This is a genomic window from Archangium sp. (assembly GCF_057119385.1).
On sequence record NZ_DBNGVP010000167.1, the window covers coordinates 1 to 8957 of the forward strand.

The following is an 8957-nucleotide window of genomic DNA, read 5'->3' on the forward strand; positions in this document are numbered from 1 at the left end:
ACACCTGCGGTCGAGCGGCGCATCCAGGCAACCCTCGCTCGAGAAAGGCGGTCTCGCGGATCCAAGCAACACCACCGTCGTCACATCCATTCCCACTAACACAGGTGTTCTGATGCCAGTTTCGACAGGCCCCGCATCGAAATCCAGGTCGGCGTGCGGAAGCCGGGCACCGGACTGCGCTTCGCGGATGTGCTCGTCATCGAAGAAGGAGGAGTTGGCGGAGGGCCACGGCGCGTGGAGTCGTTCAGCTTCAAGAGCCGCGACCTCTCGGGATTGAAGTACGAAGATCTGAAGGCGCAGATGATTGAGGACGCGAAGGAAGCTTTGAGCAAGTACGGCGAGACGCTGAATATCCGCCGAGGCTCCCTCCAGTCCCTTCTCCACGAGGGAAGCGACGTGCCCGTCCAGCGGGTCCGCCTCATCTACGAGGGGGGCGAACTCAAGCCCACGGATGCAAACAGGTTGGAGCGCGCTGTAGACGCACTTGAGAGCACAGTTCCGGGAGTCGAGGTAATGTTCCAATGAAAGTATTAGAGCCTCACGGCATGAAGCCCGAGGACAGCCTCCTGCTCATATTCGACGGTGCGTTCAATTCACAGGCAGCGCTGGAGCGCGAGGTGGAGCCCTTTTCCCAGGCGCTCGAGGAGTACGCCGATGGATGGATGCCGGACGTCGTCAAAGGCAAGAGGCAGCGCAAGTACGCGCGTGCCGCCCTTTGGAAGTCGCTGGAAGAGAAGCGCGATGGGTCCGGCACGTCCATCGGGCTCTACCGGGCGGAGTGGCCCGCGTTGGATATGTCGTTCGGGCTCTGGTTTCCACCGCAGCCTCCCGAATTGAGAATCCTCATCAACGTGAAGCCGCTCTCCTTCTTTGGGGAGGCGGAGCGCTGCCACCGCTTCGTGGAAATGGTGCGCGCTTGGGCCTCCCGCTACCCGGTCACTCATGCTTGGGCCCACAGCAGTGATGATGCGCAGTTGGCGGACTCTCCGAGCTTCGGCCGCGACAAGAAGACTCGGCGCAGAGACGGGTTCGACAAAGTCTACGAGGTGTTCTGGCTCAACCTCTTCAGCCCCAAGCTGGTGGAAACCGTAGGTCGTGAGCGAATGCTGTCCACCCCAGCCCACCGTGTGGAGGAACTCCCCAACGGCTCCGTCCTCCTGGTGACGTGGCCCACGGCGGCGGACTTCGCCAGCAAGGAGGCACGGCTCGCCCAGGCTCGGGCCCACGCCCATCTCCGGCCGGACCTCGACTTCGACACCGTGCTACGCACGTTGCATGAGCGCAGCGCCATGCTGGCCTCCGTGGAGCCCCGCTTCCACCCGGACATGGCCCCGCTCCTCTCGCGGGTGGTGGACCGCGCCGCCAGTTACGAGCGCCAGCGCAGAATCGCCGAGTTCAACGCGTGGCAGCCGCCCGAGCCCGAGGAGTGGCGTCCCGCCGGCTCCGCTCTACCTCCGGACGTGGAGAATGTAGAGCGCGCTCTCCAGCAGTACAGCCTCTACGCCGAGCACCTCGTGGCGCTGCTGCACTCGGAGGTGCCCTCCGTCTTCAAGGCCACGCCCGAGTCGCTCACGGACGCCGACTTCTACTTCTGGCGCGAGGAATTCCCGAAGAGCCGCCTGCGCGAAGCCATCGACGAGCACGCGGTGCCCGCCATTGGCGCGTACCTGGGGGAGGTGCTGGTGCGCAACCTGGGCGGCAAGTGGATACCGCGCCAGAAGCTGGAGGAGGCACAGGTGCTCGTAGGCAACCGCGTCTGGCTTCCTTTCGCCCGAGCTCGCAACTACATGCGCTCGCGACAGTCGCTGCTGGACTGCTCCCTTACCTGGCTCTACCGCGTGGCGGAGCGGTGCCGGGGCTAACGGAGAAGTGCACCGATGCCGTGGCCATCTTCCCGGCACCGGCTCCCTCCATTCTCCCTTTGCCTCTGGAGGGGACGTCACCCGTGAGATCCAAACGTGATGCGCCGGTGACTCGGCACTTGGCGATGCGCTGCGCGGCTTCGGCCAGTGCTTCCGGCGGAGTTTTCGTCCTGGGGGTATACATGGTTTCTCGTGGAGCGCCGCGTTCTTGACCGAGTCCTGCTTCACGAAAAATCGTGAGTTGAGCAGCGTGACCGACGGTGTGGCGATGGCCTGGACGCTACCGGTTGTGCGCCATGAGCATCGCCATCATCACGGCGAACGCGTAGAGGGGAATCACCGTCAGGGAAAAGGCCGCCTTGAGGAACGCGCCCACCGTGGGCTTCGTCTTGAACTCGAACTCGCGCCCGTTCTCCGCCGGCTGCTTGCTCAGGTCCCGGAACAGCCGCTCCTGCATCAGGTAGTACGCGTCCAGTCCCCAGAAGGCCACCGCCGGGTACAGCGCGTACACCGCGAACCACCGGTCCGAGTCCTTGTTGCTGAAGGCCAGCAGCGCCGTCAGCACCGTCACCGCCCACCCCTTGATGGTGAAGGAGTTCTGCGCCATCCGCGTGATGATGTTCTGCAGCAGCTCCACTCTCTTGAGTTGCAGATCGTTCATTGCCTCCCGACGATACCCCCTCTCCGTTCACCCGCCGAGCGGCTCTGCTACGCTCCTCGTGAAGCACACCCCTCCCCGCCTGGAGCCTCCGCCCATGCCCCACTCCGTCTTCATCAGCTACGTCTACGAGGAGAAGCCGTTCAAGGACACCGTCGCGAAGTGGATTCAAGGGCAGCGCCTCGGCTCCGACGTCGTCGTCACCTACGAGCGCTCCGATGTCCGCCAGCATGGCGAGACCGAAATCCGCAACCACCTGCGGCCCCTCATCCAGGGCTGTGCCGCCGTCCTCGTGCTCGTCGGGGACGTCAGCCACAGCCGCAAGTGGATCGACTACGAGGTCTCCGTCGCCCAGTCGCTCCACAAGGTCATCATCCCCGTCCGCCTCCCCAACTCCCGCGGCGGCCTCCCCCGCGAAATCGCCGGTGTTCCCGAAGTGACCTTCGAGCCCAACGCCATCGCCACCACCTTGAGGAACCGCCTCGGCTGAGGCACCGTCCGCGCCATGGCCCCCCCTCCCTCCTATCAGGTGCTCCTGCTCGAGCCCGGGCGTCAGGATGTCCCCGGTGGGGGCCACTCGGCCCGCCTGCGCGCCACCCTCGAGCGCCACCTCGCCACGCTCGGCCTCGAGCCGGGCTCCGCGCTGCGCGTGCTCGACGAGGCCTCCTTCCCCTCGCGCGACCCCTTCCTCCCCCTGGCCACCGTCTACTTCGGCGGCCCCCGCCAGGACCCCGCCTCCACCGCCCTCCTCGCGCAACTGCGCGCCGAGGGCCTCTTCATCCTCCCCGTCGTCCCCTCGCTCTCCCAGTACCGCGCGCTCGTCCCCCCGGTGCTCGCCCCCATCCACGGCGAGGAGCTGCGCCCCTCCGACCCCGCCCTCGAGCACGTGGCCGCCCGCGTCCTCGAGGAGCTCCGCCTGTTGCGCTCGCGCCGCTCCGTCTTCATCAGCTACAAGCGCGACGAGTCCCACGGCGTCGCCCTCCAGCTCTACCAGGCCCTCGACGCCCGCTCCTTCGACGTCTTCCTCGACACCCACAGCATCCGCCGCGGCGAGGACTTCCAGCCCATGCTCTGGGACCGGCTGGGCGACGCGGACCTGCTCCTCCTGCTCGACACCCCCCACGCCTTCACCAGCGTCTGGGTCGAGCAGGAGCTGGCCCGCGCCCACAACCTCGCCCTCGGGCTGCTCCAGCTCATCTGGCCCGCGCCCCACCAGCGCACGCTCGGCACCGAGCTGTGCGAGCCCCTGCTCCTCCAGCCCTCGGACTTCCAGGGCCCCTCCTCCGACGCCGCCTCCACGCTCGTGCCCGGCACGGTGGAGGCGCTCGTCGCCCGGGCCGAGGCCGTCCGCGCCCGCTCGCTCGCCAGCCGGCGCACGCGCGTCATCACCGAGCTGTGCAAACAGGCCGAGGCCGAGCACCTGGAGGTCGTGGTCCAGCACACCGGCCACCTCGAGCTGCGCCACCCCTCCCACGGCTTCACCCACCTCTTCCCCCTGGTGGGCCACCCCGACTCCGCCCTGCTCCACGAGCTCGCCGAGCGCTGCGCCCGGGTGGGGCCGCCCTCTCCCCGCGGGTTGCTGGTGTATGACCCGCTCGGCATCTGGCAGCGCAAGGACTCGCACCTGCGCTGGCTCAACGAGTTCCTGCCCACCAGGTCCCTGCCCATCACGGAGGTGCTCGCGTGGCTGCGCACCCACTAGGCCCCGTCTTCCTGTCCGCCAGCATTCCCAGCCCGGATCGCCATCCGGCCTACATGCGCACCGCCAACCTGGTGGCCATCCGCGAGGCCGTCAGCGCCCTCACCCTCGTCGTCGTCCCCACCGCGCGGCTCGTCTTCGGCGGGCACCCCGCCATTTCGCCCCTGGTGCACCTGGCCGCCGAGCGGCTCGGCGCCGCCGACAACGTCTTCATCTACCAGTCCCAGTTCTTCCAGGGCCTCATCCCGCCCTCCTCGCTGAAGTTCCGCCACCTCCGCTGGACGCCCGCCGGCCCCGACCGCGCCTCCAGTCTGCTGCGCATGCGCGAGCAGATGCTCCAGAGCGAGCCGTTCCACGCGGGCGTGTTCATCGGGGGCATGGAGGGGGTGGAGGACGAGTTCCAGCTCTTCCAGCGCTACCACCCCCACGCCCTCATTCTCGCCGTGGCCTCCACCGGGGCCGCCGCCCGCATCCTCTTCGAGCAGCAGTCGGGGGGCTCGAAGGATTCCGGCCTGGAGCACGACGTGGCCTATGCCGCGCTCTTCCGCCGGCTGCTCACGGGCTCGGCGGGCCCGGGCTCCTCCCCCGCGAGTCCCTCGCCCACGCCGTGACGCCACCTCGCGGTGTGGCCCGGGTGCCGCCAGGGGGTGGCGCTCCGGCCTGGCGGGTCCGCCTCCCATGACACGCATCTTCCTCTCCTACAGCCACGAGGACCTGGCCTCCGTCGAGCGGTTGGCGGCGGACCTGCGGCAAGCGGGTCATGAGGCGTGGTTCGACCGGCAGGCGTTGCCCGCGGGAGCGTCGATTCCCCCGGGGGTTCAAAGCGCTCTGGAGCAGGCCGAGGTGATGGTGGTGTGCCTCTCGCGGGCCTGGCGGGAGAGCCCGTGGTGCCAACATGAGTTGAGCACGGCGCAGATGCTGAGCCCGGATGGTTCGAGGCTTCGTTTCGTCCCCGTCCGGTTCGAGGACGTCGAGGCCCCGCTCTTCCTGCGGCCCTTCGTGCGTGTCGATTTGTTCCCGGAGACGGCTTGGCCCCAGGGGCTCGCGCGTCTGCTGGAGTCCCTCGCGCCTGGCCGGGAGCGGTTCGCACCGGCGGCCGGGCCCGCACTGCCCCCCCACAACCTGCCTCCCGCGCCCGAGGTGTTCGTCGGCCGGGAGGAGGAGCTCCGGCTGTTGAAGGAGGTCCTCCTGTCCCGCCCCGGGCAGGGTGCGCTGGAGAGCCGGCAGGCCACGCTTCACGGGCTCGGGGGCATGGGGAAGAGCTCGATTGCCCTCACCTTCGCCCTGCGCGAGGCCGCGAGCTTCCCGGGGGGCATCTACTGGATTCAGGCCGCGGGCAGTGTCCGCGTCGCCCTGTCCGTCCTGGCCTCGGAGCTCCAGCTCCTGGCTCCTCCCGCCGTGCGCGCCTTCCTGGGCCGGCTCCCGCAGGATGCGTCTCCCGAGGCGCGGGGACGTGCCGCCTTGTTGGCGCTCCAGAACCAGCCCGAGCCCTCCCTGCTCATCCTCGATGGGGCCGACTCCCCGGACTGGCGGGCCCAGCTCCTCACCGGGCGCTCGCGGGTGCTGCTGACCACCCGCCATCGGGAAGCCGCGCTCGGCACGCTCATCCCCGTCGAGCAGCTGTCCCTGGAGAGCGCGCAGGAGCTCACGGACCGCATCCGCGTGCCGCCGTCTCCCGAGGAGCGCGAGGCGAGAGCGCGCGTCCTGGAGTGGGTCGTCCGGTGTCATCCGCTGGCCGTCACCGTGGCCGCTCGGGCCCAGGTCCGCTGGAACATCGCCTGGTCCCAGCTCGAACGGGAGCTCCAGGCCCGGCCCAACCAGGTGCTCGACGATGCGCAGCTGCGCGAGGGCTACCCGGAGGGTGTCTTCTCCGCGATCGATTGGGCCCTGGAGCGCTGCGAGCCCACGGAGTACCGGCTCCTCGAGGCCTCCGCCGTGTTCGCCCCGGAGCGCGTCCCGCTCGACTGGGTCGCAGCGGTCGCGGAGCTCGAGCCCCAGGCACTCGAGACACGGCGTGCCCTGGATGGTCTGGGGTCGCTGGCGCTGATGACCACCACCGAGCAGCACGAAGGGGTGCTGCACCCCCTGGTCTGGCGCAGGGTTCGAGATAGGACGCCGCGGGCCCGCCGGGAGGAGAGCACCCTCCGGATGGGCAAGGTGCTGCAAGAGTGGCTCACGCCGAGGATGCTCTCTCTTCAACTGGAGCACCTGGCCGAGGTGGACAGGATGCGGCCACAGCTCGAGGCGGGACTCCGGGAGATGGAGGGTGCAGACGTCTACCGCTGGCTGCATCTCGCGATGGGATTTTCTACCTATCTGCTGATGCGGGCGGACCACGTCGCCGCACGTCTGGTGTGCGAGCAATCCCTGCGACGCACGGAGCACGTGCCCGGGCTTCGGCCTGCCTTCGTCACCCCCTTCCTCGTCAACCTCGTCAATGTCCTCCACCATCAAGGGGAGCATGAGGCGGCTTCCGCCCATACGCGAAGGGCCCTGGCGCTTCTGGAGCCTTCAGGTTCCCAACCCCCCGAACATCCCCGGTTGTTGTCCGCCGTGGCGGGCCTGCTCAGCAAACAGGATCCATTCGCTGGCGAGGAGTTGGCGCGCTGGGCCGTCCAGCACATGGAGGCCCTGTACGGACGGGATGACCCTCTCGTCGCCGATGCGCTCGGAAACCTGGCCCTCAACGTCGAGTTGACCCAAGGCCCCGCTGCGGTCCTCCCACTCTATGAGCGGGTGTTGGGCATCCTGGAGAAGAACAATCAGCGCACCAGCTTCCGGTATGCAGCCATTGCCTCGAGGGTCGCGCGTACACGCCAGCAGTTGGGCGACTTGCAGGGCGCCCAGTGCTTGTACGCGCAGGTCCTCGACGTTTGCGAGAAGCTCCTGCCCCCCGGCCACCCTTTCCTGGCGGACCGGCTGAAGGACCTGGGCTCGGTGCTCTTGCGTCGTGGCGAAGCCGCGAGCGCGGTTCCCTTTCTGGCGCGGGCCGTGCGCATCTGGGAGTCACGAAAAGGTCTGGAGCCGGACAGCCATGCCATCGCGCTCTACCGGCTCGGACAGTGCTCCCTGCGGCTCCAGGACTTCAAGCACGCGGAGGCCCTGTTCCTGGACGCGGAGCGGACGCTCGAGAGCGCCAATCGAGCCACGGGCGACCTCATCGCGGCGGTGAGGCGAGGGCTTGCCCAGGCGTGCCGGGCTCTTGGCAGGGATGCGGAGGCCGCGCGGTACGAAGAACGGGCCCTCGATTCTGGAATATCGCTCTACGAGCCCGTCGAGGGGCCTGGGCAGGAGTTCTTCCGTCGAGGCCTGCGCACGGGAAACATCCGCGACGTCGATGACGCGACGATTACCGCGGCGCTCTCCCAGAGCAGCGAACTGGCCGAGAAGGCCGGGGACACCGCCAATGCCGCGAGGGCCGCGCTGCTGCTCGGAAAGGAGCTCCGCGCTCGCGAGCACTGGGCCCCGGCACGCGCTCAGCTGCAACGGGGCCTGGGGCTCTTGAATCAACGGGAGGAGCCGGTGCTCGCGGCGGAGAGTCACTGGCTGCTCGGTGAGATGCACGCCCGCCTCGAGCACTTCGAGGAGGCCCGGGACAGTTACAAGAAGGCGCTTCGGTTGTACGAACAGCTGGGGTTCATGGGGCGTGTCGCCATCGTTCAGGTCAACCTGCTCGGGGTGTTGTTCGCGCTGGGTGCTCCCGCGCGCCAGCGCCGCCCGCTCGTCATCGCCCTGCGGCAGGCCCTCGACAAGGGACTCTTCTCCAGCCCGGAATCACGCGAGAGCGTCACGTTGCTTCTCGAGCTGGATCGGCTGGAGCCGAAGCGCCGCAAGTAGCTGGAGCGAAGCGCGAGCGCGGTGTCACCGGCCCGCCTGCCTGGCGGCCTTCGCGACCCACTGCGGGAAGTTGTTGAAACCGTCGTCGTCTACCCAGTCGTAGACATCGAACAGTGACGAGAGGATGGGGGTCGTGCCTGGAACGAGGTAGGGCGCGGCCGAAGGGCTGATGGGGTCGGCATTCGTGTAGGGCTTCCAGCCATCCATGTATTTGGCGTAGGGCACCATGGTTGTTCTGGTGTCCTTGCCTCCGTAGCCCAGGTAGTCGAACGGGTTCGGGCCGGCGACATCCATCCCTGTTTTTGGATCCTTGAGTTGATGGATGCGGATGCCAATGACTCCCTTTCCGAGCTCGATGCTGCGGAAGATCTCGTAATCGACCCAGGGCCGTGTGTAGGTCTCGGCGCCGATGAGCACGCACGTCACGGAGGTGCCGGGGAGCCCCTTGTTGATGGCGCGCTTGACGGCCGTCACTCCCTCGGTCTTGGCCAGCTCGGAGAGAGAGCCGTCGAAGTAGCCCGCGGCCTGGTACCCCTTGGTGAGGGAGTGCTTCTTGATCTGTTGCACGCGCATGATGTCGCGCTGGTAGTGGAAGCTGAAGAATACGAAACGATTGCTGGGATTCGACAAACCGCATCTCCTGTCCTGGTGCCCCACCGCGCGTGCGTGCTGGGATGCGCTGCGGGGTCCTCCGTGGAAACATGGATACCTGACGCGTCATCCGGTTGCACATTCTGGTACCGCGCTCGGAAGGGCAGGATTGATCCAAAGTCTGTAGGAGAGGTTTTGAAGAGGCGGAGGGCAAGTCCAGACATTCTCGGGCAAAGAGGGAGCATCCCTCCGGACGGCGCCTGAAAGAAGGGCCGCCGTGGAAGGCCAGGACAGAGGTGCACGGGCCGAA

At 67.8% G+C, this 8957-nt stretch carries 8 protein-coding genes; 6 read left to right on the forward strand and 2 right to left on the reverse strand.

Annotated features, from left to right (window positions below):
• Positions 1-234: 234 nt before the first annotated feature.
• Together AC16DP_RS40575 and AC16DP_RS40580 are read left to right on the forward strand one after the other, a co-directional pair.
• The gene (locus AC16DP_RS40575) at positions 235-525 is read left to right on the forward strand and encodes a hypothetical protein (protein ID WP_329734303.1); all 291 of its coding nucleotides are present in this window, start codon (positions 235-237) and stop codon (positions 523-525) included.
• Positions 522-1862 carry a hypothetical protein gene (locus tag AC16DP_RS40580; protein ID WP_329734304.1) on the forward strand — a complete coding sequence of 447 codons (1341 nt, stop codon included), beginning with the start codon at positions 522-524 and terminating at the stop codon, positions 1860-1862. The genes AC16DP_RS40575 and AC16DP_RS40580 overlap by 4 nt, the downstream gene beginning before the upstream one ends.
• 280 nt (positions 1863-2142) lie before the next feature.
• Here the strand turns inward: AC16DP_RS40580 and AC16DP_RS40585 are convergent, their stop codons facing one another.
• A complete protein-coding gene (locus AC16DP_RS40585; protein ID WP_329734305.1) occupies positions 2143-2523 on the reverse strand; it encodes a hypothetical protein in 381 nt (126 codons plus the stop codon).
• A gap of 94 nt (positions 2524-2617) precedes the next feature.
• Between AC16DP_RS40585 and AC16DP_RS40590 the strand changes: the two genes are divergently transcribed.
• From AC16DP_RS40590 to AC16DP_RS40605, 4 genes are all read left to right on the forward strand, one after another.
• A complete protein-coding gene (locus tag AC16DP_RS40590) occupies positions 2618-3010 on the forward strand; it encodes a TIR domain-containing protein (protein WP_329734306.1) in 393 nt (130 codons plus the stop codon).
• A gap of 15 nt (positions 3011-3025) precedes the next feature.
• A complete protein-coding gene (locus tag AC16DP_RS40595; protein WP_329734307.1) occupies positions 3026-4222 on the forward strand; it encodes a Thoeris type III anti-phage system protein ThcB4 in 1197 nt (398 codons plus the stop codon).
• On the forward strand, positions 4204-4830 hold the full coding sequence (locus AC16DP_RS40600; protein ID WP_329734308.1) for a Thoeris type III anti-phage system protein ThcA: 627 nt from the start codon (positions 4204-4206) through the stop codon (positions 4828-4830). The genes AC16DP_RS40595 and AC16DP_RS40600 overlap by 19 nt, the downstream gene beginning before the upstream one ends.
• A 67-nt stretch (positions 4831-4897) precedes the next feature.
• Positions 4898-8056 (forward strand): tetratricopeptide repeat protein, encoded by a 3159-nt coding sequence (locus tag AC16DP_RS40605; RefSeq protein WP_329734309.1) that lies wholly within the window; start codon positions 4898-4900, stop codon positions 8054-8056.
• A 24-nt stretch (positions 8057-8080) separates the two neighbouring features.
• Here the strand turns inward: AC16DP_RS40605 and AC16DP_RS40610 are convergent, their stop codons facing one another.
• Positions 8081-8686, reverse strand: coding sequence for a TIR domain-containing protein (locus tag AC16DP_RS40610; RefSeq protein ID WP_329734310.1), 606 nt, complete (start codon positions 8684-8686; stop codon positions 8081-8083).
• Between the last annotated feature and the right edge of the window lie 271 nt (positions 8687-8957).